This is a genomic window from Microbacterium sp. XT11, assembly GCF_001513675.1.
Classification (GTDB): Bacteria; Actinomycetota; Actinomycetes; order Actinomycetales; family Microbacteriaceae; genus Microbacterium.
The window spans coordinates 130586-151994 of sequence record NZ_CP013859.1; the positions used below are offsets into that span (position 1 = coordinate 130586).

The 21409-nt window shown below is 66.2% G+C and carries 33 protein-coding genes; all 33 read right to left on the bottom strand.

From position 1 onward, the window contains the following. Nucleotides 1-43: 43 nt before the first annotated feature. Complete coding sequence (gene rplQ / locus AB663_RS00650; protein WP_067194483.1) at nucleotides 44-643, bottom strand: 50S ribosomal protein L17; 600 nt, start codon at nucleotides 641-643, stop codon at nucleotides 44-46. 34 nt (nucleotides 644-677) lie between these two features. Further along, the gene (locus AB663_RS00655) at nucleotides 678-1667 is read right to left on the bottom strand and encodes a DNA-directed RNA polymerase subunit alpha (protein WP_067194487.1); all 990 of its coding nucleotides are present in this window, start codon (nucleotides 1665-1667) and stop codon (nucleotides 678-680) included. Between the two features lie 136 nt (nucleotides 1668-1803). Next, on the bottom strand, nucleotides 1804-2202 hold the full coding sequence (gene rpsK, locus AB663_RS00660) for a 30S ribosomal protein S11 (protein ID WP_045249905.1): 399 nt from the start codon (nucleotides 2200-2202) through the stop codon (nucleotides 1804-1806). 32 nt (nucleotides 2203-2234) lie between these two features. Next, the gene (gene rpsM, locus AB663_RS00665; RefSeq protein WP_067194490.1) at nucleotides 2235-2609 is read right to left on the bottom strand and encodes a 30S ribosomal protein S13; all 375 of its coding nucleotides are present in this window, start codon (nucleotides 2607-2609) and stop codon (nucleotides 2235-2237) included. A 129-nt stretch (nucleotides 2610-2738) separates the two neighbouring features. Beyond that, nucleotides 2739-2855, bottom strand: coding sequence for a 50S ribosomal protein L36 (rpmJ, locus tag AB663_RS00670; RefSeq protein ID WP_005050492.1), 117 nt, complete (start codon nucleotides 2853-2855; stop codon nucleotides 2739-2741). A 65-nt stretch (nucleotides 2856-2920) separates the two neighbouring features. Continuing rightward, nucleotides 2921-3142: a translation initiation factor IF-1 gene (gene infA / locus AB663_RS00675; protein WP_005050493.1), complete on the bottom strand. Its 222-nt coding sequence runs from the start codon at nucleotides 3140-3142 to the stop codon at nucleotides 2921-2923. 203 nt (nucleotides 3143-3345) lie between these two features. Further along, complete coding sequence (locus AB663_RS00680; protein ID WP_067194493.1) at nucleotides 3346-4014, bottom strand: DsbA family protein; 669 nt, start codon at nucleotides 4012-4014, stop codon at nucleotides 3346-3348. Nucleotides 4015-4136: 122 nt separating this feature from the next. Further along, complete coding sequence (map, locus tag AB663_RS00685) at nucleotides 4137-4985, bottom strand: type I methionyl aminopeptidase (protein ID WP_067194497.1); 849 nt, start codon at nucleotides 4983-4985, stop codon at nucleotides 4137-4139. Nucleotides 4986-4993: 8 nt separating this feature from the next. Further along, complete coding sequence (locus tag AB663_RS00690; protein ID WP_067194501.1) at nucleotides 4994-5608, bottom strand: adenylate kinase; 615 nt, start codon at nucleotides 5606-5608, stop codon at nucleotides 4994-4996. Continuing rightward, on the bottom strand, nucleotides 5605-6927 hold the full coding sequence (gene secY / locus AB663_RS00695) for a preprotein translocase subunit SecY (RefSeq protein WP_067194504.1): 1323 nt from the start codon (nucleotides 6925-6927) through the stop codon (nucleotides 5605-5607). Before secY ends, AB663_RS00690 begins: the two co-directional genes overlap by 4 nt. A 128-nt stretch (nucleotides 6928-7055) precedes the next feature. Beyond that, nucleotides 7056-7700: a 50S ribosomal protein L15 gene (gene rplO / locus AB663_RS00700; RefSeq protein ID WP_083511033.1), complete on the bottom strand. Its 645-nt coding sequence runs from the start codon at nucleotides 7698-7700 to the stop codon at nucleotides 7056-7058. Beyond that, the gene (gene rpmD / locus AB663_RS00705; protein ID WP_067194508.1) at nucleotides 7700-7885 is read right to left on the bottom strand and encodes a 50S ribosomal protein L30; all 186 of its coding nucleotides are present in this window, start codon (nucleotides 7883-7885) and stop codon (nucleotides 7700-7702) included. Before rpmD ends, rplO begins: the two co-directional genes overlap by 1 nt. After that, a complete protein-coding gene (rpsE, locus tag AB663_RS00710; RefSeq protein ID WP_257720793.1) occupies nucleotides 7885-8538 on the bottom strand; it encodes a 30S ribosomal protein S5 in 654 nt (217 codons plus the stop codon). The genes rpmD and rpsE overlap by 1 nt, the downstream gene beginning before the upstream one ends. A gap of 20 nt (nucleotides 8539-8558) precedes the next feature. After that, nucleotides 8559-8918: a 50S ribosomal protein L18 gene (gene rplR / locus AB663_RS00715; RefSeq protein ID WP_067194511.1), complete on the bottom strand. Its 360-nt coding sequence runs from the start codon at nucleotides 8916-8918 to the stop codon at nucleotides 8559-8561. 2 nt (nucleotides 8919-8920) lie between these two features. Next, the gene (gene rplF / locus AB663_RS00720; RefSeq protein ID WP_067194514.1) at nucleotides 8921-9457 is read right to left on the bottom strand and encodes a 50S ribosomal protein L6; all 537 of its coding nucleotides are present in this window, start codon (nucleotides 9455-9457) and stop codon (nucleotides 8921-8923) included. A 6-nt stretch (nucleotides 9458-9463) separates the two neighbouring features. Next, the gene (gene rpsH, locus AB663_RS00725; protein ID WP_067194517.1) at nucleotides 9464-9862 is read right to left on the bottom strand and encodes a 30S ribosomal protein S8; all 399 of its coding nucleotides are present in this window, start codon (nucleotides 9860-9862) and stop codon (nucleotides 9464-9466) included. Nucleotides 9863-10038: 176 nt separating this feature from the next. Continuing rightward, entirely contained in the window at nucleotides 10039-10629 is a 591-nt protein-coding gene (gene rplE / locus AB663_RS00730; RefSeq protein ID WP_067194520.1) for a 50S ribosomal protein L5, read from the bottom strand. After that, complete coding sequence (rplX, locus tag AB663_RS00735) at nucleotides 10629-10988, bottom strand: 50S ribosomal protein L24 (protein ID WP_067194522.1); 360 nt, start codon at nucleotides 10986-10988, stop codon at nucleotides 10629-10631. The genes rplE and rplX overlap by 1 nt, the downstream gene beginning before the upstream one ends. Nucleotides 10989-10990: 2 nt before the next feature. Beyond that, nucleotides 10991-11359 (bottom strand): 50S ribosomal protein L14, encoded by a 369-nt coding sequence (gene rplN / locus AB663_RS00740; protein WP_067194525.1) that lies wholly within the window; start codon nucleotides 11357-11359, stop codon nucleotides 10991-10993. After that, nucleotides 11356-11673 carry a 30S ribosomal protein S17 gene (rpsQ, locus tag AB663_RS00745; RefSeq protein WP_067194528.1) on the bottom strand — a complete coding sequence of 106 codons (318 nt, stop codon included), beginning with the start codon at nucleotides 11671-11673 and terminating at the stop codon, nucleotides 11356-11358. The genes rplN and rpsQ overlap by 4 nt, the downstream gene beginning before the upstream one ends. Beyond that, entirely contained in the window at nucleotides 11673-11990 is a 318-nt protein-coding gene (rpmC, locus tag AB663_RS17465) for a 50S ribosomal protein L29 (RefSeq protein WP_067194532.1), read from the bottom strand. Before rpmC ends, rpsQ begins: the two co-directional genes overlap by 1 nt. Next, the gene (gene rplP, locus AB663_RS00755; protein WP_067194535.1) at nucleotides 11990-12409 is read right to left on the bottom strand and encodes a 50S ribosomal protein L16; all 420 of its coding nucleotides are present in this window, start codon (nucleotides 12407-12409) and stop codon (nucleotides 11990-11992) included. The genes rpmC and rplP overlap by 1 nt, the downstream gene beginning before the upstream one ends. Next, nucleotides 12409-13155 carry a 30S ribosomal protein S3 gene (gene rpsC / locus AB663_RS00760; protein ID WP_067194538.1) on the bottom strand — a complete coding sequence of 249 codons (747 nt, stop codon included), beginning with the start codon at nucleotides 13153-13155 and terminating at the stop codon, nucleotides 12409-12411. The genes rplP and rpsC overlap by 1 nt, the downstream gene beginning before the upstream one ends. After that, nucleotides 13155-13553, bottom strand: a complete 399-nt coding sequence (gene rplV / locus AB663_RS00765; RefSeq protein WP_067194541.1) for a 50S ribosomal protein L22 — start codon at nucleotides 13551-13553, stop codon at nucleotides 13155-13157. Before rplV ends, rpsC begins: the two co-directional genes overlap by 1 nt. A gap of 23 nt (nucleotides 13554-13576) precedes the next feature. Beyond that, on the bottom strand, nucleotides 13577-13858 hold the full coding sequence (gene rpsS / locus AB663_RS00770; protein WP_045249922.1) for a 30S ribosomal protein S19: 282 nt from the start codon (nucleotides 13856-13858) through the stop codon (nucleotides 13577-13579). A gap of 12 nt (nucleotides 13859-13870) precedes the next feature. After that, nucleotides 13871-14710: a 50S ribosomal protein L2 gene (rplB, locus tag AB663_RS00775; protein WP_067194544.1), complete on the bottom strand. Its 840-nt coding sequence runs from the start codon at nucleotides 14708-14710 to the stop codon at nucleotides 13871-13873. A gap of 22 nt (nucleotides 14711-14732) precedes the next feature. Next, entirely contained in the window at nucleotides 14733-15056 is a 324-nt protein-coding gene (gene rplW / locus AB663_RS00780; protein WP_067194548.1) for a 50S ribosomal protein L23, read from the bottom strand. Further along, nucleotides 15053-15715, bottom strand: a complete 663-nt coding sequence (gene rplD / locus AB663_RS00785; protein ID WP_067194550.1) for a 50S ribosomal protein L4 — start codon at nucleotides 15713-15715, stop codon at nucleotides 15053-15055. The genes rplW and rplD overlap by 4 nt, the downstream gene beginning before the upstream one ends. A gap of 2 nt (nucleotides 15716-15717) precedes the next feature. Further along, nucleotides 15718-16377, bottom strand: a complete 660-nt coding sequence (gene rplC, locus AB663_RS00790; protein ID WP_067194553.1) for a 50S ribosomal protein L3 — start codon at nucleotides 16375-16377, stop codon at nucleotides 15718-15720. 8 nt (nucleotides 16378-16385) lie between these two features. Next, nucleotides 16386-16694, bottom strand: a complete 309-nt coding sequence (gene rpsJ, locus AB663_RS00795) for a 30S ribosomal protein S10 (RefSeq protein WP_017201594.1) — start codon at nucleotides 16692-16694, stop codon at nucleotides 16386-16388. A gap of 875 nt (nucleotides 16695-17569) precedes the next feature. Beyond that, nucleotides 17570-17782 (bottom strand): hypothetical protein, encoded by a 213-nt coding sequence (locus tag AB663_RS00800; RefSeq protein ID WP_067194557.1) that lies wholly within the window; start codon nucleotides 17780-17782, stop codon nucleotides 17570-17572. A gap of 120 nt (nucleotides 17783-17902) precedes the next feature. Next, nucleotides 17903-19414, bottom strand: coding sequence for a sugar transferase (locus AB663_RS00805; protein ID WP_232304592.1), 1512 nt, complete (start codon nucleotides 19412-19414; stop codon nucleotides 17903-17905). Between the two features lie 99 nt (nucleotides 19415-19513). Further along, nucleotides 19514-21301, bottom strand: coding sequence for a DUF4012 domain-containing protein (locus AB663_RS00810; protein ID WP_067194560.1), 1788 nt, complete (start codon nucleotides 21299-21301; stop codon nucleotides 19514-19516). Between the last annotated feature and the right edge of the window lie 108 nt (nucleotides 21302-21409).

The window sequence follows — 21409 nt, forward strand, 5'->3', positions numbered from 1 at the left end:
CGCCTTCCCGGAAGGGGCGGCGGGCTTCGTGTGTGCGAGGTGCTTACTCGGACTTCTCCTCGACGGCGTCGGCAGCGGCGGCCTCAGCGGCCTCACCCTCGGCCTGCGACTCGGCGCCGGCGTCGGCAGCCTCGTCAGCGGCCGGAGCCTCGGCTGCGGGGGTCTCCTCGGCGGGAGCCTCCTCGACCTTCTCCTCCGCCTTCTCGGCAGCGGCGGCCTTCTCCGCCTTGTCGGCCTTCTCCGCCTTCGGGGCAGCCTTGGTCGACTTCGCCTTCGGGGTGACCGGCTCGAGGACGAGCTCGATCACGGCCATGGGGGCGTTGTCACCCTTGCGGTTGCCGATCTTCGTGATGCGGGTGTAACCGCCCTCACGCTCGGCGACCAGCGGCGCGATCTCGTTGAAGAGCACGTGAGCGGCGTCCTTGTTGGTGCGCAGCACCGTGAGGGCGCGACGGCGGGCGTGCAGGTCGCCGCGCTTCGCCAGCGTGATGAGGCGCTCGGCGAGCGGACGCAGGCGCTTCGCCTTCGTCTCGGTCGTCTTGATCGACTTGTGGGTGAACAGCGCGGCGGCGAGGTTGGCAAGCAGCAGGCGCTCGTGGGCGGGGCCGCCTCCGAGGCGGGGACCCTTGGTGGGCTTGGGCATAATCGTCTAACTCCTGGTCAGAAAAGGTCGGGTATCAGAAGGACTCGTCGTCGTTGCCGCCGTAGAAGTGGGCGCCGTCGAAACCGGGCACCGAATCCTTGAGCGACAGACCGAGCGAGATGAGCTTGTCGCGCACCTCGTCGACCGACTTCTGGCCGAAATTGCGGATGTTCATGAGCTGCGTCTCCGACAGGGCGACGAGCTCCGACACGGTGTTGATGCCCTCGCGCTTGAGGCAGTTGTACGAGCGCACGGACAGGTCGAGGTCCTCGATCGGCATCGACAGCTCGCTGGAGTTCACAGCCTCCACCGGAGCAGGGCCGATCTCGATGCCCTCGGCCTCGACGTTCAGCTCGCGGGCGAGGCCGAAGAGCTCGGTGAGCGTCTTGGCTGCCGAGGCGACGGCGTCGCGCGGGCTGATCGCCGACTTGGTCTCGACGTCGAGCACGAGCTTGTCGAAGTCGGTGCGCTCACCCGCACGGGTGGCGTCGACGCGGTAGCTGACCTTGAGCACCGGCGAGTAGATCGAGTCGATCGGGATCTGACCGGCCTCGGCGTACTCGTTGCGGTTCTGCGTCGCCGAGACGTAGCCGCGGCCGCGCTCGATCGTCAGCTCGAGCTCGAACTTCGCGGTGTCGTTCAGCGTCGCGATGACGAGCTCGGGGTTGTGCACCTCGACACCGGCCGGGGCCGAGATGTCGGCGGCGGTGACTTCGCCCGCACCGGTCTTGCGCAGGTACGCCGTGATGGGCTCGTCGCGCTCGCTCGACACGACGAGCTGCTTGATGTTGAGGATGATCTCGGTGACATCCTCCTTCACGCCGGGGATCGTGCTGAACTCGTGCAGCACGCCGTCGATCCGGACGCTGGTGACCGCGGCACCGGGGATCGACGACAGCAGGCTGCGGCGCAGCGCGTTGCCGATCGTGTAGCCGAATCCGGGCTCCAGCGGCTCGATGACGAACCGGCTCCGGTTCTCGGAGATCTTTTCCTCGGTCAGTGTGGGACGCTGTGCGATAAGCACTCTGTGTTCCTTTCGATCACATGCCCGCTATATGACATGTGGTGGGTGAGGTCTTGAGTTGTGGAAGTCGATGCCCGCGGGCGGGCGGCGAGCCGCTCGGCCTCACAGGGAGGACGAGCGGCTCGGCCTGCCGGTCTCAGACGCGGCGACGCTTCGGCGGGCGGCAGCCGTTGTGCGCCTGCGGGGTGACATCCTGGATCGAGCCGACCTCGAGGCCTGCGGCCTGCAGCGAGCGGATCGCGGTCTCGCGGCCGGAGCCCGGACCCTTCACGAAGACGTCGACCTTCTTGACGCCGTGCTCCTGCGCCTGGCGCGCAGCGGACTCGGCCGCCATGCCTGCGGCGTAGGGGGTCGACTTGCGCGAGCCCTTGAAGCCCACGCCACCCGACGAGGCCCAGCTGATGACGGCGCCGGACGGGTCGGTGATCGAGACGATGGTGTTGTTGAACGTCGACTTGATGTGGGCCTGGCCCAGCGCGATGTTCTTCTTCTCCTTGCGGCGCGGCTTGCGCGCGGCGGCCTTGGGTGCAGCCATGAAAGTGTTCTCCTAGTCCCTGGGGCCGCTGCTTAGCGGGCCTTCTTCTTGCCGGCGACGGTGCGCTTCGGGCCCTTGCGGGTACGGGCGTTGGTCTTGGTGCGCTGACCGCGGACCGGGAGACCACGACGGTGACGGAGACCTTCGTAGGAGCCGATCTCGACCTTGCGGCGGATGTCTGCGGCGACCTCGCGGCGCAGGTCACCCTCCACCTTGTAGTTGCCTTCGATGTAGTCGCGGAGGGCGACGAGCTGGTCGTCGCTGAGGTCCTTCACGCGGATGCTCTCGTCGATCCCGGTCGCCTTGAGGATCTCGGTCGAGCGGGTACGGCCGACGCCGTAGATGTAGGTAAGGGCGATCACCACGCGCTTGTCGCGCGGGATGTCAACGCCGGCAAGACGTGCCATGCGGTTCTCCTGGATGTTGTGGAGGTGTGGAGCAGGATCGGTGCCCGGGCCTCCGCCCCGAGGTGTCCCCCACTCGCGTGGGATCTGATCCTGCCGGTTCGTGTTGAGTTGTGAGTCAGATCTGGTCGATCAGCCCTGGCGCTGCTTGTGACGCGGGTTGCTCTTGCAGATCACCATGACGCGGCCGTGGCGGCGGATCACCTTGCAGTGATCGCAGATGGGCTTGACGCTGGGGTTGACCTTCATGATGATTCCTGTTCGCTGTCTTCACCGGGCAGGCGCAGGCGCCTGGGGTGTTACTTCTCGACCGATCAGCGGTAGCGGTAGACGATGCGCCCGCGGGTCAGGTCGTAGGGGCTGAGCTCCACGACCACGCGGTCTTCGGGGATGATGCGGATGTAGTTCTGCCGCATCTTGCCGGAGATCGTTGCCAGAACCTTGTGTCCGTTGGTGAGCTCAACGCGGAACATCGCGTTGGGCAGTGCCTCCGACACGACGCCCTCGATCTCGATGACACCGTCTTTCTTAGCCATAGCCTCGCTGACGCTTCTGCAGACCGGTCGATCTGCGGTGGATGGGTGGGTTGCGGTGCCGCTCCGATTCAGACACGCCGAATCAAGGCGCAAAGCACCAAAGATCTATGATAACCGAGCCGTGCGCATCCGGCAACCTGAGACGGCGCGTCGCGGGGACGGGAGCGGATGCGTGCGGCATCCGCCCCGTCGCCGTCGAGCCGTCAGCCGACGATATCGGTGAGCTTCTTCAGGTCGGCAGGCTTCTGGAGGTCGAGGCGGGTGCCGTTGATCTCCACGGTCGGCGTGCCCTTGATCTCGTGCTTGGAGGCCTGCGACACCCCGTACTTGCGGTAGGTCTCGTCGGTGATGCACGAGGCGGCCTTGTCGGCGCCGACCTGCGATGCGAACGACGCGAGCTCCTCTGTGGTGAGGCCGGGGGTGTTCTCCTCGGGCTGGTTCTCGAACAGCACCTTGGCGAAGTCGAGGTACTTGTCGGGGTCGGACTCGGCCACGCACACGGCGGCGCCCGCCGAGCGCGAGGAGTACTCGGTGCCCTGCGAGAAGCGGTCGAGGATCGCGATGGGGTGGTACTCGAGAGTGATCTCACCCGAGGCGGCGGCGGCCTCGAGCCCCTCTCCGAACTGGTCTTCGAACGACTTGCAGACCGGGCACAGGAAGTCGACGAAGATCGAAACGGTGTCCTTGCCGTCGCCGATCGCGATGGCGCCCGTCTCGGCGTCGAACGTGTTGTTGCTGGCCGGAGTCGCTCCGGGGGCCGTCGCCTGGTTGTTGAGGAACACGACGACGCCGCCGAGGACGACCAGCACGACGACCACTGCGGCCGAGACCCAGATCGCGAACCAGTTGGTGTTGCTCTTCGCGGCTGCCATTGATTTCCGTTCTGTCGAGGCCCGCCGAACGACGAGTCCGTCCTGAGAGTCATGGGGCGCGAGAGCACCCTCCCCTATTCTGCCGGGAGGAACCTATGCGCGCGTTGTGACGTTCGTATGGCTCACGCGAGGGGCACGGGGGTGACGCCGAACGGGGCGAGGCCGGCTGCGCCGCCGTCCGGGGCCGTCAGCACCCAGATGCCGCCGGCGTGCACGGCGACACTGTGCTCCCAGTGCGAACCGTCGGATCCGTCGACCGTCGAGACCGTCCAGTCGTCGTCCTCGACGAACGTCGCCTCTCCCCCTGCCGTCACCATCGGCTCGATGGCCACGACGAGGCCGGGCTTCACCTCGGCGCCGGGGTCGGGCGTGCGGTAGTTGAAGACGCTCGGTGCCTCGTGCATCTTGCGTCCGATGCCGTGGCCGACGTACTCGCGGAGGATGCCGTAGGGCTCACCGGAGACCTCCGACGGCCCCTGCGCCTCGATGTACTCCTCGATCGCCGCGCCCACGTCGCCCAGGTGCGCAGCGGTCGCCAGGGCGGCGATGCCGGCCCACATCGACCCCTCCGTCACGCGCGACAGCTCCTCGCGCCGTCGCACGAGGTCGGGGCGCTCGGCATCCGGAATCACGACGGTGATCGCGCTGTCGCCGTTCCAGCCGTCGAACTGCGCTCCGCAATCCACCGAGACGATGTCGCCGGGCTCGAGGACACGCGATGACGGGATGCCGTGCACGACTTCCTCGTTCACCGACACGCAGATCGTGTGGTGGTAGCCGCGCACCAGCTGGAAGTTCGACTCCGCGCCACGGGCGAGGATCGTGCGGTTCGCCTCGGCGTCGAGCTCGAGCGTGGTCACGCCAGGGCGGATCAGCGGCCGCACGGCCTCGAGCGCCGCCGCCGTGATGAGGCCCGGCTCGACCATCGCGCGCAGCTGCGCGGGGGTCTTGTAGATGGATCGACGGAACATCGTCGCGGTCAGGCCGCCAGGCGCAGACCGCGCGCTGCCAGCGCCGCGAGGATGCGATCGGTGATCTCGTCGAGCTCGCCCGTGCCGTCCACGCGGTCGACGATGCCGCGCTCGTCGTACACGTCGATGATCGGCGCGGTCTCCTGCTCGTAGATGTCCAGACGGTGCGCGATCGCCTCGGGGGTGTCGTCGGTGCGTCCCTGTTCGGTGGCGCGCAGCGTGAGGCGCGAGATGCTCTCCTCACGGGGCACGTCGAGCAGGATCACCGCGTCGAGAGCGTGGCCCTGCTCGGCGAGGAATGCGTCGAGGTGGGCGACCTGGGTCGTGTTGCGGGGGTACCCGTCGAGCAGGAACCCGTTCACGGCATCGTCCTGCGACAGGCGGTCACGCACGATCTCGCTGGTCAGCTCATCGGGCACGAGGTCTCCCCTGTCGAGGATCTCGGTGACCTGCTGCCCGAGGGGCGTGCCCTGCTTGATGTTCGCGCGGAAGATGTCGCCGGTCGACACCACGGGGATGCCGTAGGACTCGGCGATGCGCACGCCCTGCGTGCCCTTTCCGGAGCCCTGAGGGCCGACGATGAGGAGCCGGGCCGTGCTGTCGTGTGCCTGAGGTGCCGTCATCGGAGGAGCCCTTCGTAGTGACGCTGCTGCAGCTGCGCATCGATCTGCTTGACGGTCTCGAGACCGACGCCGACGATGATGAGGATCGACGCACCGCCGAACGGGAAGTTCTGGTTGGCGCCGACCACCGCGAGTGCGATCAGCGGGATGAGCGCGATCAACCCGAGGTAGATCGATCCCGGAAGCGTGATGCGCGTGAGCACGTAGTCGAGGTACTCGGCCGTCGGACGTCCTGCGCGGATGCCGGGGATGAACCCGCCGTACTTCTTCATGTTGTCGGCGACCTCGACCGGGTTGAAGGTGATCGCGACGTAGAAGTACGTGAAGCCGATGATGAGCAGGAAGTACGCGACCATGTAGATCGGGTGGTCGCCCTTCGTGAAGTACGTCGTGATCCACGTGACCCACGGCGCCGGCGTCGATCCGTCCTGCGGGGTGTTGAACTGGGCGATCAGCGCCGGGATGTACAGGAGCGACGACGCGAAGATCACCGGGATCACACCGGCCATGTTGACCTTGATCGGGATGTAGGTGTTGGTGCCGCCGTAGGTGCGACGTCCGACCATGCGCTTGGCGTACTGCACGGGGATGCGGCGCTGCGACTGCTCGACGAACACGACGAGGCCCATCACCACGATGCCGACGAGGAGCACGAGGAGGAAGATCTCGAAGCCCTTGGTCTGCCAGATGAGAGCCATGGCGCCGGGGAACGTCGCGGCGATCGACGTGAAGATGAGCAGCGACATGCCGTTGCCGATGCCGCGCTCGGTGACGAGCTCGGCGAACCACATGATGAGACCCGTGCCCGCGGTCATCGCGATGATGATGAGCAGCTGCGCCCACCACACGTCGTTGGTCAGGAGGTTCTGACACGCGGCGACGTCGGTCGTGCCGAAGAGCTGGCCGCTGCGCGCGACCGTGACGAGGGTCGTCGACTGCAGCAGGGCGAGGGCGATCGTGAGGTACCGCGTGTACTGGGTGAGCTTGGCCTGACCGGCCTGGCCCTCCTTGTGCAGCGCCTCGAAGTGCGGGATCACCACGCGAAGGAGCTGGGTGATGATCGTCGCGGTGATGTAGGGCATGACGCCGAGGGCGAAGATCGACAGCTGCAGCAGTGCACCGCCGGAGAAGAGGTTGACCAGACCGAGAAGACCCTCGGTTCCACTGTTCTCGGCCAGACACGCCTCGACGTTCGGGAAGTTCACGAACGGAGCGGGGACGTTGGAGCCGAGCCGGTAGATGGCGATGATCGCCAGAGTGAAACCGATCTTCCGACGCAGGTCTGGCGTGCGGAAGATCCGCGCGATGGCGCTAAACAAGAACGTTCCTCCTGAAAAGGTGGCCTATCCCTGAGGGATGGCTGAAAGACCAGGGTAACTCAAACGGCGGGCCGGGGCTGACTATGCAAAAGAGGGGCCGGAGTGTTCCGGCCCCTCTCATGCGGTGGTTACTTGACGGATCCGCCCGCAGCCACGATCTTCTGCTCGGCGGAACCCGAGACCTTGTCGACCGAGACGTTGAGCTTCACGGCGATGTCGCCGTTGCCGAGAACCTTGACCTTCTCGTTCTTGCGCACGGCACCCTTGGCGACCAGGTCGCTGACGGTGACGTCGCCACCGGTCGGGTACAGCTCCGCGAGCTTGTCCAGGTTCACGACCTGGTACTCGACGCGGAACGGGTTCTTGAACCCGCGCAGCTTCGGGGTGCGCATGTGCAGCGGCATCTGCCCACCCTCGAAGCCGACGCGCACGGTGTTGCGCGCCTTGGTTCCCTTGGTGCCGCGACCGGCAGTCTTGCCCTTCGAGCCCTCACCGCGACCGACACGGGTCTTCGCGGTGTTGGCGCCGGGGACCGGACGCAGGTGGTGCACCTTGAGCACGCCGGGACGCGACGCGGGAGCATCCTTCTTCGCTGCGGGCTTCTTGGCCGCGGGCTTCTTCTCCGCGGACTCCGCCTTGGTGTCGGCAGCCTTCGCGTCGGCAGCCTTCGCAGGAGCCTTCTTCGCCGCAGGCTTCTTCTCTGCGGCAGCCTTCGGAGCGGCAGCCTTCTTCGGGGCCTTCTCGGCCTCGACGGCTTCGTTCTTCTCAGCCATTAGTCGATCTCCTCAACCTTGACGAGGTGCGCGACGGTCCTGACGTAGCCGCGCGTCTGCGCGTCGTCGGGGCGAACGGTGGAGTCACCGATGCGCTTGAGACCGAGCGAACGCAGCGTGTCGCGCTGGTTCTGCTTCTCACTCACCTTGGACTTGATCTGCGTGACCTTGAGCCGGGCGGCCATCAGGCACCTACCTTCTGTGCGGCGAGAGCCTCGGCCTCGGCGCGGACAAGACGCGCGGGTGCGACCTGGTCGAACTCGAGACCACGGCGCGCGGCGACCGCACGGGGCTCCTCGAGCTGCTGCAGGGCCTCCACCGTCGCGTGCACGATGTTGATCGTGTTCGAGGAGCCGAGCGACTTCGACAGCACGTCGTGGATGCCGGCGCACTCGAGCACGGCGCGGACGGGACCACCGGCGATAACACCGGTACCGGCCGCTGCGGGACGGAGCAGAACCACACCGGCGGCCGCCTCACCCTGCACGGGGTGCGGGATCGTCCTGCCGACGCGCGGAACGCGGAAGAAGTTGCGCTTGGCCTCTTCGACACCCTTCGAGATGGCGAGCGGGACCTCGCGGGCCTTGCCGTAGCCGACGCCCACCAGACCGTTGCCGTCGCCGACGACCACAAGAGCGGTGAAGCTGAAGCGACGACCACCCTTCACGACCTTCGACACGCGGTTGATGGTGACGACGCGCTCGAGGAACTGGTTGTCCCCGCGGTCGCGCGAGTTGCGGTCGCGACCGCCCTGGTTGCGGTCGCGGCCGCCGCGGCGGCCCTCACGCTGTTCGCGAGCGGGCTCAGCCTCGGTCGCGGCAGCAGCCGTCTCGGTCACTTCGTTCTCCTTGATGTCACTCACAGTGCCAGCCCCCCTTCACGGGCGCCTTCGGCGATGGCGGCGACACGACCGGCGTAGCGGTTGCCGCCGCGGTCGAACACGGCCTCGGAAACACCGACGGCCTTCGCGCGCTCGGCGACGAGCTCGCCGACCTTGCGAGCCTTGGCGGTCTTGTCACCCTCGAACGAGCGCAGGTCGGTCTCGAGCGTCGATGCCGACGCCACGGTGTGACCCTTGCTGTCGTCGACCAGCTGCACGAAGACGTGGCGGGACGACCGGTTGACGACGAGACGCGGACGCGTCTCGGTGCCCACGACCTTCTTGCGGAGGCGGGCGTGACGACGCGCGCGGGCGTCAGACTTTGACTTGAGAGCCATGGTTACTTACCACTCTTTCCGGCCTTGCGACGCACGACCTCGCCGGCGTAACGCACACCCTTGCCCTTGTACGGCTCAGGCTTGCGGATCTTGCGGATGTTGGCAGCTGCCTCGCCGACAGCCTGCTTGGAGATACCGCTCACGGTGAGCTTGTTGGTGCCCTCGACCGTGAAGGTGATGCCGGCGGGCGGGTCGACCAGGACCGGGTGCGAGAAGCCGAGCGCGAACTCGACGGCCGCGCCCTTCTGCTGCACGCGGTAACCGGTGCCGACCACCTCGAGGCCCTTGGAGTAGCCCTGGGTCACGCCGATGATGTTGTTGTTGATGAGAGTGCGGGTCAGGCCGTGGAGCGACCGCGACGCGCGCTCGTCGTCGGGGCGGGTGACGAGAACCTGGTTCTCCTCGACCGACACCTCGATGGGGCTTGCGACCGTCAGGGTGAGCTCACCCTTCGGGCCCTTCACCGCGACCTCACGGCCGTCGACCGTAACGGTCACGCCCGCGGGAACGTCGATGGGAAGTCGTCCGATTCGCGACATTTCGAATTACCACACGTAGGCGAGAACTTCTCCGCCCACGCCCTTCTGCTCAGCCTGACGGTCGGTGAGAAGACCGGAGGAGGTGGACAGGATGGCCACGCCGAGACCGCCGAGGACCTTCGGGATCTCCGTCGACTTCGCGTACACGCGCAGACCGGGCTTCGACACGCGCTTGATGCCGGCGATCGACCGCTCGCGGTTGGGGCCGTACTTCAGCGTCAGCGTGAGGTTCTTGCCGACGCGGGCGTCGGAGGTCTCCCAGCCGGCGATGTAGCCCTCCTGCTGGAGGATCTCGGCGATGTGCGTCTTGAGCTTGCTCGACGGCAGCGTCACGGTGTCGTGGTGCGCCGAGTTCGCGTTGCGCAGACGGGTCAGCATGTCTGCGACCGGGTCTGTCATTGTCATTATTGGGTTCCTTTGTTCATGAGGTTCCGGCTGCCGTTACACGACAGACGGCCTGCGATGAGCACGCAATCTTCAATTGTACGGCATGGCGCCCTTCGTCCCGCTCCGCCCGTCCGGGAACCGGATCGGCTCCCGAGCGAGGAGCGAAGCGTGAGACGAAGGGCGCTCAGCCGGTCTTACGCCTGGGCGTCGTTCGACCGGAACGGGAAGCCGAGGTGGCGGAGCAGAGCCCGGCCCTCGTCGTCCGTCTTCGCGCTGGTCACGACGGTGATGTCGAAACCGCGCACCCGGTCGATCTTGTCCTGGTCGATCTCGTGGAACACGCTCTGCTCCTGGAGACCGAAGGTGTAGTTGCCGTTGCCGTCGAACTGCTTGTCCGAGAGACCGCGGAAGTCGCGGATCCGGGGCAGCGCGAGCGACACGAGGCGGTCGATGAACTCCCACGCACGGTCGCCGCGGAGGGTGACGTGCGCGCCGATGGGCTGGCCCTCGCGCAGCTTGAACTGCGCGATGGACTTGCGAGCCTTGGTGACGACCGGCTTCTGACCGGTGATCTTGGTGAGGTCGTCGACCGCGCCCTCGATCACCTTGCTGTCGCGAGCCGCCTCACCGACACCGGTGTTGACGACGACCTTGACCAGGCCGGGGATCTGCATGACGTTCTTGTAGCCGAACTCGTCCTGCAGAGCCTTCTTGATCTCAGCGTTGTACTTCTGCTTCAGGCGGGGCTGGATGCGGCCAGCCTCCACAGCAGTCTCGGTTGCCATCAGAGGTCCTTACCGCTCTTCTTCGCGTAGCGCACGCGGACGGTGCGCTTCACGCCGTCCTTCGTCTGCTCCTCGACGCGGTGACCGACGCGGGTCGGCTTCTTGGTCGAGGGGTCGACGAGTGCGACGTTCGAGATGTGAATGGGAGCCTCGACGGTCTCGAGGCCACCGGTCTTGGTGCCGCGCTGCGTCTGTCCGACGCGCGTGTGCTTGGTGACGTAGTTCACGCCCTCGACGACGACGCGGTTCTGCTCGACGAGGACCTCGAGGACCTTGCCCTGCTTGCCGCGGTCGCCGCCGCGCTCGGGCTTGGCGCCCGAGATGACCTGAACCAGGTCGCCCTTCTTGATCTTCGCCATGATCAGATGACCTCCGGTGCCAGCGAGACGATCTTCATGAACTTCTTGTCACGAAGCTCACGACCGACCGGGCCGAAGATGCGGGTGCCGCGGGGCTCCCCGTCGTTCTTCAGGATGACGGCGGCGTTCTCGTCGAACTTGATGTACGAGCCGTCGGGACGGCGCGTCTGCTTCACGGTGCGGACGATGACCGCCTTGACGACGTCGCCCTTCTTAACGTTTCCACCGGGGATCGCGTCCTTGACCGTCGCGACGATGGTGTCGCCCAGACCCGCGTAGCGGCGGCGCGAGCCACCGAGGATGCGGATGGTGAGCAGCTCCTTCGCGCCGGTGTTGTCGGCGACCTTGAGGCGGGACTCCTGCTGAATCACTTGGCCTTCTCCAGAATCTCCACCAGACGCCAGCGCTTCGTGGCGCTCAGCGGGCGGGTCTCGTTGATGAGGACCAGGTCGCCGATGCCGGCGGAGTTCGCCTCATCGTGCGCCTTGACCTTCGAGGTGCGGCGGATGACCTTGCCGTAAAGCGGGTGCTTCACGCGGTCCTCGACCTCGACCACGATGGTCTTGTCCATCTTGTCGCTGACGACGTAGCCGCGGCGTGCCTTGCGGTAGCCACGAGCCTGCTCGTCGCGGACGTCGTGTGCGGCGTGCTCAGCCTCGACGGCGGCATCCTTCTTGGTGGCCATCACTCAGCCTCTTCCTTCACGGCGGAGTCGGCGGCATCCGCCTTCTTCGCCTTCGACTTGGTCGCCTTCTTGGCCGGAGCCTCGACCGGAGCGGGCGTCGCACGGATGCCCAGCTCGCGCTCGCGGATCACGGTGTAGAGACGCGCGATGTCGCGCTTGACGGCGCGGATGCGGCCGTGGCTCTCCAGCTGGCCGGTCGCCGACTGGAAGCGGAGGTTGAACAGCTCCTCCTTGGCCTTGCGCAGCTCCTCAACGAGGCGCTGGTCTTCGAACGTGTCGAGCTCTGCCGGAGCGAGCTCCTTGGTGCCGATCGCCATTACGCGTCGCCCTCCTCGCGCTTGATGATGCGTGCCTTCAGCGGCAGCTTGTGGATTGCACGGGTGAGTGCCTCACGAGCGAGCTGCTCGTTGACACCCGCGACCTCGAAGAGGACGCGGCCCGGCTTGACGTTGGCGACCCACCACTCGGGCGAGCCCTTACCGGAACCCATTCGGGTCTCCGCCGGCTTCTTGGTGAGCGGACGGTCGGGGTAGATGTTGATCCACACCTTTCCGCCACGCTTGATGTGACGGGTCATCGCGATACGAGCCGACTCGATCTGACGGTTCGTCACGTATGCCGGGGTGAGGGCCTGGATGCCGAACTCGCCGAAGGTGACCTTCGTGCCGCCGGTGGCCTGGCCATCGCGCTTCGGGTGGTGCTGCTTGCGGTACTTGACCTTACGAGGGATAAGCATCAGGCAGACGCTCCTTCTGCGACGGGAGCCTCGTTGCGCGGGGCGCGACGACGGTCGCCGCGGTCGCGCGAGGGCTTCTGGTTGGCCTGCTCGCGAGCGAGCTCCTTGTTGGTGAGGTCGCCCTTGTAGATCCAGACCTTCACGCCGATGCGGCCGAAGGTGGTCTTCGCCTCGTAGAAGCCGTAGTCGATGTTCGCGCGGAGCGTGTGCAGCGGCACGCGACCCTCGCGGTAGAACTCGGAACGGCTCATCTCGGCGCCGCCGAGGCGGCCGGAGACCTGGATGCGGATGCCCTTGGCGCCTGCGCGCTGAGCACCCTGCAGACCCTTGCGCATCGCGCGACGGAACGCCACGCGAGCCGAGAGCTGCTCGGCGATGCCCTGGGCGACCAGCTGAGCGTCGGCCTCGGGGTTCTTCACCTCGAGGATGTTCAGCTGGATCTGCTTGCCCGTGAGCTTCTCGAGGTCGCCGCGGATGCGCTCGGCCTCGGCGCCGCGACGACCGATCACGATGCCCGGGCGGGCCGTGTGGATGTCGACGCGGACGCGGTCACGGGTGCGCTCGATCTCGATGTTCGAGACGCCGGCGCGGTCGAGCTGCGTCTGCAGCAGACGACGGATCTTGATGTCCTCGGCCACGTAGTCGGCGTAACGCTGACCCGGCTTCGTCGAGTCCGAGAACCAGCGCGACACGTGGTCCGTGGTGATGCCGAGGCGGAAGCCGTACGGGTTGACCTTCTGTCCCATTACTTGCTCGCCTTCTTCTTGCTGTCGCCCGCAGCGGCCGGAGCCGCCTCAGGCGTCGAGAGCACGACCGTGATGTGGCTCGTGCGCTTCTTGATCTGGAACGCGCGACCCTGTGCACGGGGCTGGAAACGCTTGAGCGTCGTGCCCTCGTCCACGTACGCGTTCTTCACGTACAGGTCCTGCTCGTCGAGGTACTCGCCGTCACGATCCGCCTTGACCTGCGCGTTGGCCATGGCCGACGCGACAAGCTTGTAGATCGGCTCACTGGCGCTCTGCTGTGCGAACTTCAGGATCGCGAGAGCCTCCTGGGCCTGCTTGCCCTTGATGAGCGCGACGACACGACGAGCCTTCTGAGGGGTCACGCGGATGTGTCGCACACGTGCGATGGACTCCACCATTTCTTCTCCTCCACGCCGGCGCGTCAGCGACGGCGGCCCTTCTTGTCGTCCTTCTCGTGGCCGCGGAAGGTGCGGGTGGGCGCGAACTCGCCCAGCTTGTGACCGACCATGGTCTCGGACACGAACACGGGGATGTGCTTGCGTCCGTCGTGGACCGCGATCGTGTGACCCAGCATGGCCGGGATGATCATGGACCGACGGGACCAGGTCTTGATGACGTTCTTCGTGCCGGCTTCGTTCTGGCCGATCACCTTGCGAAGCAGGTGCTCGTCGACGAAGGGGCCCTTCTTGAGACTGCGAGGCATCTTCTCTTACTCCTACTTGCGCTTGTTGCCGGCGTTACGACGACGCACGATGTACTTGTCGCTTTCCTTGTTGGCGTGACGGGTACGACCCTCAGCCTGGCCCCAAGGAGTGACGGGGTGACGACCACCGGAGGTCTTGCCCTCACCACCACCGTGCGGGTGGTCGACCGGGTTCATGGCGACACCGCGGACGGTCGGGCGGACGCCCTTCCAGCGCATGCGGCCGGCCTTGCCCCAGTTGATGTTCGACTGCTCGGCGTTGCCGACCTCGCCGACGGTCGCGCGGCAGCGCGCGTCGACGTTGCGGATCTCGCCCGAGGGCAGACGCAGCTGAGCGTAGGGGCCGTCCTTCGCGACGAGACGCACCGAGGCGCCGGCCGAACGCGCCAGCTTCGCGCCGCCGCCGGGGCGGAGCTCGATGGCGTGCACGACGGTACCCGTCGGGATGTTCTTCAGCGGGAGGTTGTTGCCCGGCTTGATGTCAGCCGCGGGGCCCGACTCGACGACGTCGCCCTGCTTGAGCTTCGCCGGCGCGAGGATGTAGCGCTTCTCGCCGTCGGCGTAGTGCAGCAGCGCGATGCGCGCGGTGCGGTTGGGGTCGTACTCGATGTGTGCGACCTTGGCGTCGACGCCGTCCTTGTCATTACGACGGAAGTCGATGACGCGGTACTGGCGCTTGTGGCCACCACCGATGTGACGGGTCGTGATGCGGCCCTGGTTGTTGCGACCACCGGTCTTGGCGAGCGGACGGAGCAGCGACTTCTCGGGCGTCGATCGGGTGATCTCGGCGAAGTCAGCCACCGACGAGCCGCGGCGGCCCGGGGTCGTGGGCTTGTACTTGCGAATAGCCATTATCTAGTCCTTATCCCCCGGGTCAGCCGACTGCCGTGAAGATGTCGATGGTGCCCGACTTCAGGGTCACGATGGCGCGCTTGGTGTCCTTGCGCTTGCCGGTGCCGAAGCGGGTGCGACGAGCCTTGCCGACGCGGTTGATCGTGTTGACCGCAGCGACCTTGACGCCGAAGATCTTCTCGATGGCGAGCTTGATCTCGGTCTTCGAAGCGCGCGGGTCGACGAGGAAGGTGTACTTGCCCTCGTCGATGAGCCCATAGCTCTTCTCGGACACGACCGGCTTCAGGATGATGTCGCGCGGGTCCTTGTTCAGGGCCGTCTGGAGAACAGATGCCTGCTCGCTCATGCGGAGACCTCCTGGTTGGCGCCGGTCTTGGAGGCGATGAAGCCCTCGAGAGCGGCCTGGGTGAAGACGATGTCGTCGGAGACGAGCACGTCGTAGGCGTTGAGCTGGTCGTACGACAGCACGTGGACGTGGCCGAGGTTGCGAACGCTCTTCAGCGCGAGCTCGTCGCCGCGCTCGATGACCACGAGCACGTTCTTCGACGAGGCGACCTGGGCGAGGAAGCCCGCGGCGGCCTTGGTCGAGGGCGCGCCCTCGGTGCCGAACGTGTCGATGGCGTGCAGACGCTCACCGCGGAAGCGGTCGCTGAGCGCGCCCAGGAGGGCGGCGGCGATCATCTTCTTCGGGGTGCGCTGCGAGTAGTCGCGCGGCTTCGGGCCGTGGACGATGCCACCGCCGGTCATGTGCGGAGCGCGGATCGAACCCTGACGGGCGTTACCCGTGCCCTTCTGCTTGAAGGGCTTGCGGCCGGCACCGGAGACCTCACCGCGACGCTTGGTCGAGTGGGTGCCCTGGCGGGCGGCGGCGAGCTGGGCGACGACGACCTGGTGGATCAGCGGGATGTTCGTCTTGACGTCGAAGAGCTCGGCGGGAAGCTCGATCGAGCCTGCCTTCTTGCCGTCTGCCTTCAGGACGTCGAGCGCGAGAGTCGAGTCAGCCATGATCAGGCACCCTTCACTGCGTTGCGGACGTAGACGATGCGGCCGCGAGCACCGGGGACGGCGCCCTTGACGAGCATGAGTCCCTTCTCGGCGTCGATGGCGTGCACCGTGAGGTTGAGGACGGTCACGCGCTCGCCACCCATGCGGCCGGCCATGCGCATGCCCTTGAACACGCGGCTCGGGGTCGACGACGCGCCGATCGAACCGGGCTTGCGGTGGTTGCGGTGCGCACCGTGAGAAGCAGAGACGCCCTTGAAGTTGTGGCGCTTCATGACACCTGCGGTGCCCTTGCCCTTGCTCGTGCCGACGACGTCGACGAGCTGGCCGGCCTCGAAGGTGCCGTCGACCGTAAGCTCCTGGCCCAGCGAGTACTCACCGGCATCCGCGGTGCGGATCTCGGTGACGTGACGGCGAGGCGTGACGCCCGCTGCCTCGAAGTGGGCGGTGAGGGGCTTGTTCACCTTGCGCGGGTCGATCTGGCCGTACGCGATCTGCACGGCGTTGTAGCCGTCCTTCTCGGGCGTACGGATCTGGGTGACCACGTTGGGCGCGAGCTCGATGACGGTCACGGGAACGAGCTTGCCGTTCTCGTTCCACACCTGGGTCATGCCGAGCTTGGTGCCGAGCATGCCCTTGGAAATCTTTGCGTTGATGTCAGCCATGTCGAACCTCAGAGCTTGATCTCGATGTTGACGTCGGCAGGCAGGTCAAGGCGCATCAGCGAGTCGACGGCCTTGGGCGTCGGGTCGACGATGTCGATCAGACGCTTGTGGGTGCGCATCTCGAAGTGCTCGCGGCTGTCCTTGTACTTGTGGGGCGACCGGATGACGCACACGACGTTCTTCTCGGTCGGAAGGGGCACGGGACCGACGACGGTCGCGCCCGCACGGGTCACGGTGTCGACGATCTTGCGTGCGGACGTGTCGATGACCTCGTGGTCATACGACTTCAGGCGAATGCGGATCTTCTGTCCCGCCATTGTCTGCTCTCTCTCTTCAGGCGTCGTACCGTCCGGGATCGGGTGACCCTGGGGCATTGGACGCACGATGGCGCTGTTCGCGCCAGGCACTTCGCTTCTCGGGCTCGCAGGACCGGAGTCCCTGAGCCTGTCGAAGGGCTGCACCACTGTTCTGCTGTCAGCCCGCCCGCCTCTCGGCGAACGGATGCCGACTTCCACCGCGCACGGCGGAACCTCGGTGAAGAGGTGTCGGGATTGTGCTCTGCCATCCGCGGCCTAGGTCCCTGCGCGACCCTTGCGAGTCGACGCCGCCTATGCACTCTCGTGATGGTGATCCGGCGCACGCCACAGCGCAGCCGAAATGTCGAACTTGTCTATTCTGCCATGGCCGTTTTGGGTTCTGCAAACCCGGGCGTGTCGCGCCTCGCGCGAGCCCTGCGCGCGGCCTCAGCGGTGCGTCTCAAGAGCGGGGCGAGGCATCCCCATGCCTCGCCCCGCTTTGGGGAGGGCGTTCAGTGCGAGGGGGCACACCGAACGCGAGGATCCCGGCGTGAAGGGACGCCAGACCCTCGACCGAGGGCGCGGCGAAGACACCCGCCGCGCAGGCGGGGAGACGCTCAGGCGCACCGAGTGCGCGCGTCGCACGATGATCCCCAAGATCGCTTTCCCCAGTGTGAACGCGGCGAACCGCGTGTGTTGCGGAGGTCGAACCCCTTCGACACTCCCCGACCGTAAGAACCCCAGACGGCCGGTTATCAGAGTACCGGATCAGAACCGCGCGATGCCAGCATCCGAAACCACGGTATGCCGATCAGCGGTTCGAGCATGCAGCATCCGGTCGTCGTCCGCGCATGACGAAGGGCGGGACCCGTTGATCCCGCCCTTCGGAGTTCGTGTCACTCGTTGCCGACGGCCTTGTCGGCGTTGTCGCGGATCTCGTCGATCTTGTCGGCAGCGCCGGGGGCGATCTTCTTCGCGAAGTCGGCGACCCCGTCGAGGACCTTGTCGCTGATCTCCTCGGCCTGCTCGCTCTTGACGGCCTCCTCGATCTTGTCCTTGTTCTGCTCGAAGAACTCCTTGCCCTTGTTGACGGCGTCCTCGATACCCATGTGAATCCCCCTTCTGAGGTGTATGCGCTGCCGGCCGAACAGCCGGGCACCCTCATTGTGCATGCCGCCTGGGAGCATGCACAACGCCCGTGGAACAGTTCGCTTCCGTGGGCGGATCCGTCAGTGGGCGCTGGCTCCCGGCGCGACGACTGCTTTGACCGTGCGGAAGAGGATGATGATGTCCTGCGTCAGCGACCAGTTCTCGACGTAATAGAGATCGAGTCGGATGGTCTCCTCCCAGGAGAGGCTCGAGCGCCCACTGACCTGCCAGAGGCCGCTCATACCCGGCTTCACCAGAAGGCGCCGGTGGGCGATGTCGTCGTACAGGGCGACTTCGGCCGCGCGCTGAGGACGGGGCCCGACGAGGCTCATCTCGCCACGGATGACGTTGATGAGCTGAGGCAGCTCGTCGATGGAGTGCTTGCGCAGGAACTTGCCCACCTTGGTGATGCGCGGGTCGTCGTTGACCTTGAACAGCGGCTGGTCGCTCTTTCCCTGCAGATCGAGCAGAGTGGCGAGCTGGTCGTCGGCGTTGGCGACCATCGAGCGGAACTTGCGCATGCCGAACGTGCGCCCACCGCGCCCGATGCGCTCCTGGTGGTAGAAGATCGGGCCTTTGCCGTCGATGCGGATGGCGATCGCCGTCGCGAGGAACACCGGTGAGAGGAGCACCACGAGAACGAGGGATGCAGACAGGTCGAACGCGCGCTTGAGGAGCCGCTTGTAGCCCTCCATGCGCGGGAAGTCGACGTGCACGAGCGGCAGCCCCGCGACCGGTGTGGCGTGCAGGCGCGGACCCGCGACGTCGGTGAGTGCCGGAGCCATGATGAGCTGGATGTCCCGGTCCGAGACGGCATACCCGAGGCGCCGAAGCGTGTCGGGGTCCAGATCATCTGCACCCGCGATGATCAACGCGTCGATGCTGGCAGCATCCAGGGCGGCCTCTGCGTGCGCGATATCACCGAGCACTTCGATCTCGGGAACGCCCTCGGACGGCACGCCGTTCGTGATCACGCCCATGATCTCGTACCCGCTGCCCGGAGTACGTCGGATTTGGCGGGCAACGTGCTTCACCTTCGCATGATCGCCGATGATCACCGCCCGATGGACGTAAGCACCGGACCTCTGTCGCCGGCGAAGCCATTGCCTCCATGCCCAGCGCGAGAACAAGAGCAGCACCAGGCCGAGAGGAAAGACGATCGCGACGAGAGTACGCGAAAGATCCATGCCCAAGAAGAAGGCCAGAGCCACCGTCACGGCGAAGACGGCGATCGTTGCGTCGACGATCCGTCGGTACTCGACGAACCCCTGACCGACGATGTGGCGATCACGGCTGTCCGACGCATCAAGACCGATGAGCCAGAGCACCGCGATGATGACGATGGCGGCGACGTAGGTCAGGCGTGGACCTCCGGACCACGAGACGTAGCTCGAAAAGCCGGGCGCCGCGATCAGCCAGCCCGAGACCAGAGTGATCGACACGACGAGGAGGTCGCTGTAGAAGAGCCGGCCGGCGTAGCGCCTCGTCCACTCGCTGCGGCGGCGCCGAGCCGCCACCGGGCTTGTGACGGCACTGGCGACCTTGCCGGCCCCTGAATGCACCGGCACAGCTTCCACGACGATGCTGACCACCCCTGTCCGTGTCGCGCGAATCGCGAACTTTCTCAGCGTTTTCACTGAATCCGCGGTCAGTTTACTCCAAACGGTGTGCTTGACCGAGCCTCACGGTTATCATCCGCACGCGTCGGTGATCACCGGCTCGGCCGAGTGGATCATCGGGTTGGTCTGCACCGTGAGCGGCCCGAACGACCCGGTACCGGTGAACGACGCAGATACGTCCAGCTGAGTGCCCGGGTCAAACCAGGCCTCGAACGCCGCAACAGGACGACCCAGATCGTCGATGTCGCTGTGGATCACCCGGATGTCCTCGCCGTTCATGGCGACATCTTTGAGCGCCGTCCCGGGAGGCCCATAGATGAAGATCCAGTCGCGGAAACGTGTTCCGAAGGTCATGCTCTGGACGTAGCGCGGGAGCGCCTTCGCCTGCTCCTGAGTGATCGGCAGGGAGAGCGAAGCTTTGACGGTGAACGTGGCACCGTCTGCCGTGCATGCGGCATCTGCTGTGACTGCCGTCTGGGTGTAGTAGTCGATCTTGGAGCCGTTGCTGTTGTGGAAGTACACGCCGACGGTGGTCGCGTCGTCGTTGTCTGTCGGCAAGACCCCGCTCACGCGCTGCCCCGCGATCGCCTTCGTGACATCTTCGTCCTCACTCCAGACGAGGATGCTGCCCTTCGAAGCGCTCTCACTGATGGCCCACGCCATGTCTTTGAGGTTGAACTGGCCAGACGAGACCTTCTGGAACACGGCGCCGGCCGCCGCAGCGAAGAACCCGTCGACGAGTTCGGGGTACTTGTAGCTGTCCCAGCGCTTGTAGACGTCGCTGAGGAGCAGTTGGACGGCGTTCTCGGATGTGAGGGTGTCACCGGAGATCAACGGGATCGGGCCGGTCGCGACCAGGATGCGCGAGAGCGCGAGCGGGTCGACCGAGACGACGGCGTCAATCTCGTCCGGAGAGATGTCACGCTGCCACCATGCGCGCATGATCTTCGCTGCCGTGGGAAAGTCGGGACGGCTCATGCTCGTGTTCACGTGATCGAGCAGGTAGCTCGTATACAGGTCGATCGCGCTCGGGTCGACCTGCACGTCGACCGGCACGCCATTTTGGTAGACGCGACTGTTCCCCTGGTCACCCATCGTGATCGTGCCGTTGTCGACATGCACGAGGGTCTGCGACGCCGCGCTTCCGCCGAGCGCGAGGGATTCGGCATTGTTCTGGAAGACGAGCAGGTAGTTGCGCGGGCCGTTCGCGCCCAGGAGCTCCGGGATGAGCTCCACCGCGGGCGCGGCTGCCGACATGACCTCGGCCACCTGATCGACACCCTTGCGCACGGGACCGATGAGCGCCGACGACGTCTGCACGGCGTCGATCTCGTGGGCGAGTTGCACGACGCGATCCGATTCGGCCTTCGTGACCTCGAGAACCTTCGCGATGAGGGAACCACCGTCGCCATCCGCACCGAGCACCGGCATCCCCACGTCGTTCACGAGGACGTCGAGGGACTGCGCGGCCAGCCGCACGCCCTTCAGGTTGTCGCCGACAAAGGGCACCCACTCGAGGGCCCCCCACACCGGGTCGGATGCCGCCGTTGCCGCACTCTCGGCATGACCGGAGATCTCCGAGACGGTCTGCTTCATGTCGGCGCCGTTCTGCAGCTCACCGATGAGAGCCTGACTCTTCTCCAGTCCGTCCTTGACGGTCAGCGCCCGGAAGCCGACCCAGCATGCGACGCCGAGCAGTACGACGAGGAGGATTCCGACGATCAGCCAGGTGATGCGGGCACGGCGGCGCCGCCGCTGCTTGCGCTCGACGATGCTCGCTTCTTGCGCTCGCTGCTGCGCGGCCAGACGAGCGGCGCGACGAGACTCGTGTGGAGCATGACGAGGAGACTCGGTGGGCATTAGCGCATTCTATCGACGGATGTGCGAGAGCGAAGATGCCGTAGGTCGGAGCCCGGATACAGCGCCCATCGCAGCTCACTACCGCCACCACGACTGAGCGACCGGCGA

Bases quoted from the DNA above. Each gene is read 5' to 3' on its own strand.
- rplQ (WP_067194483.1), bottom strand. From the start codon at position 643: ATGCCCAAGCCCACCAAGGGTCCCCGCCTCGGAGGCGGCCCCGCCCAC.
- rpsK (WP_045249905.1), bottom strand. From the start codon at position 2,202: ATGGCTGCACCCAAGGCCGCCGCGCGCAAGCCGCGCCGCAAGGAGAAG.
- rpsM (WP_067194490.1), bottom strand. From the start codon at position 2,609: ATGGCACGTCTTGCCGGCGTTGACATCCCGCGCGACAAGCGCGTGGTG.
- rpmJ (WP_005050492.1), bottom strand. From the start codon at position 2,855: ATGAAGGTCAACCCCAGCGTCAAGCCCATCTGCGATCACTGCAAGGTG.
- infA (WP_005050493.1), bottom strand. From the start codon at position 3,142: ATGGCTAAGAAAGACGGTGTCATCGAGATCGAGGGCGTCGTGTCGGAG.
- AB663_RS00680 (WP_067194493.1), bottom strand. From the start codon at position 4,014: ATGGCAGCCGCGAAGAGCAACACCAACTGGTTCGCGATCTGGGTCTCG.
- map (WP_067194497.1), bottom strand. From the start codon at position 4,985: ATGTTCCGTCGATCCATCTACAAGACCCCCGCGCAGCTGCGCGCGATG.
- AB663_RS00690 (WP_067194501.1), bottom strand. From the start codon at position 5,608: ATGACGGCACCTCAGGCACACGACAGCACGGCCCGGCTCCTCATCGTC.
- rplO (WP_083511033.1), bottom strand. From the start codon at position 7,700: ATGGCTGAGAAGAACGAAGCCGTCGAGGCCGAGAAGGCCCCGAAGAAG.
- rpmD (WP_067194508.1), bottom strand. From the start codon at position 7,885: ATGGCCGCCCGGCTCAAGGTCACGCAGATCAAGTCCAAGGTGAGTGAG.
- rplR (WP_067194511.1), bottom strand. From the start codon at position 8,918: ATGGCTCTCAAGTCAAAGTCTGACGCCCGCGCGCGTCGTCACGCCCGC.
- rplF (WP_067194514.1), bottom strand. From the start codon at position 9,457: ATGTCGCGAATCGGACGACTTCCCATCGACGTTCCCGCGGGCGTGACC.
- rpsH (WP_067194517.1), bottom strand. From the start codon at position 9,862: ATGACAATGACAGACCCGGTCGCAGACATGCTGACCCGTCTGCGCAAC.
- rplE (WP_067194520.1), bottom strand. From the start codon at position 10,629: ATGGCAACCGAGACTGCTGTGGAGGCTGGCCGCATCCAGCCCCGCCTG.
- rplX (WP_067194522.1), bottom strand. From the start codon at position 10,988: ATGGCGAAGATCAAGAAGGGCGACCTGGTTCAGGTCATCTCGGGCGCC.
- rpsQ (WP_067194528.1), bottom strand. From the start codon at position 11,673: ATGGCCACCAAGAAGGATGCCGCCGTCGAGGCTGAGCACGCCGCACAC.
- rpmC (WP_067194532.1), bottom strand. From the start codon at position 11,990: ATGGCGATCGGCACCAAGGAGCTCGCTCCGGCAGAGCTCGACACGTTC.
- rplP (WP_067194535.1), bottom strand. From the start codon at position 12,409: ATGCTTATCCCTCGTAAGGTCAAGTACCGCAAGCAGCACCACCCGAAG.
- rpsC (WP_067194538.1), bottom strand. From the start codon at position 13,155: ATGGGACAGAAGGTCAACCCGTACGGCTTCCGCCTCGGCATCACCACG.
- rplV (WP_067194541.1), bottom strand. From the start codon at position 13,553: ATGGTGGAGTCCATCGCACGTGTGCGACACATCCGCGTGACCCCTCAG.
- rpsS (WP_045249922.1), bottom strand. From the start codon at position 13,858: ATGCCTCGCAGTCTCAAGAAGGGCCCCTTCGTCGACGAGCACCTGCTT.
- rplB (WP_067194544.1), bottom strand. From the start codon at position 14,710: ATGGCTATTCGCAAGTACAAGCCCACGACCCCGGGCCGCCGCGGCTCG.
- rplW (WP_067194548.1), bottom strand. From the start codon at position 15,056: ATGAGCGAGCAGGCATCTGTTCTCCAGACGGCCCTGAACAAGGACCCG.
- rplD (WP_067194550.1), bottom strand. From the start codon at position 15,715: ATGGCTGACTCGACTCTCGCGCTCGACGTCCTGAAGGCAGACGGCAAG.
- rplC (WP_067194553.1), bottom strand. From the start codon at position 16,377: ATGGCTGACATCAACGCAAAGATTTCCAAGGGCATGCTCGGCACCAAG.
- rpsJ (WP_017201594.1), bottom strand. From the start codon at position 16,694: ATGGCGGGACAGAAGATCCGCATTCGCCTGAAGTCGTATGACCACGAG.
- AB663_RS00800 (WP_067194557.1), bottom strand. From the start codon at position 17,782: ATGGGTATCGAGGACGCCGTCAACAAGGGCAAGGAGTTCTTCGAGCAG.
- AB663_RS00810 (WP_067194560.1), bottom strand. From the start codon at position 21,301: ATGCCCACCGAGTCTCCTCGTCATGCTCCACACGAGTCTCGTCGCGCC.